1 protein-coding gene is annotated in these 1,037 nt (G+C 57.4%); it reads left to right on the top strand.

What is annotated here, in order from left to right; genetic code table 11:
• Nucleotides 1-1,037, top strand: a 1,037-nt coding sequence (locus tag BM275_RS21985; RefSeq protein WP_139229606.1) for a copper resistance system multicopper oxidase, incomplete at both ends; no start/stop codon positions are given.

The raw sequence follows: 1,037 nt of genomic DNA, 5'->3' as shown, positions 1-1,037 counted from the left end.
GTGAGCGAAGACGGCTGGGCCGCTACGATTGCGAATCGGAAAATGTGGGCTCAGATGAAAATGAGTCCCACCGACCTCGCCGACGTAAGCGGCTACACCTATACCTATCTAATGAACGGCCAAGCACCCGACGGGAACTGGACCGGCATCTTTAAGCCCGGCGAGAAGCTTCGTCTGCGGTTCATCAACGGCTCGGCCATGAGCTATTTCGATGTCCGCATTCCAGGGCTGAAGATGACTGTAGTCGCAGCCGATGGCCAATACGTCAACCCAGTTAGCGTCGACGAATTCCGCATTGCCGTGGCAGAAACCTACGATGTGATTGTCGAGCCTGCGACCGAGGAGGCTTACACGATCTTCGCCCAATCGATGGATCGCACAGGATACGCCCGTGGCACGCTAGCGGTTGCCGAAGGGCTGAGCGCTCCTGTTCCAGAAACCGATCCTCGACCACTAATCACCATGGACGACATGGGGATGGATCACGGCAGCATGGGCGGTATGGCGGGCATGGACCATGGCGGCGACATGGGCGCGATGGACCATAGCAACATGTCCGGCATGAACCACGGTGACATGCAAGGGATGGGCGACATGGGCGCAATGGCCGGCATGGATCACAGCAAAATGGGTGGGATGTCCGGGATGGACCACTCTGGAATGGCTGGGATGAGCGCAGGTATGCAATCGCACCCGCCCTCAGAGTCCAATAACCCACTGGTGGACATGCAGACCATGAGCCCAACTCATAGGCTGAACGATCCCGGTATTGGCTTACGAGACAACGGCCGCCGAGTCCTGACCTATAGCGACTTGAGAAGCACTTTCCCCGATCCGGACGGCCGTGAGCCCAGTCGGACGATCGAACTCCATCTCACCGGCCACATGGAGAAGTTCTCCTGGTCATTTGACGGTATAGAGTTCTCTGATTCGGAGCCCCTGCGGCTCAAATATGGCGAGCGGGTACGCATCACTTTGGTCAACGACACCATGATGACCCATCCGATTCATCTGCATGGTATGTGGAGCGATCTTGA

This window comes from Stutzerimonas kunmingensis, from assembly GCF_900114065.1.
Classification (GTDB): Bacteria; Pseudomonadota; Gammaproteobacteria; order Pseudomonadales; family Pseudomonadaceae; genus Stutzerimonas; species Stutzerimonas kunmingensis.
The sequence above is the reverse complement of the archived record's forward strand: the minus strand, read 5'-3'. Positions and strand labels throughout refer to the sequence as shown.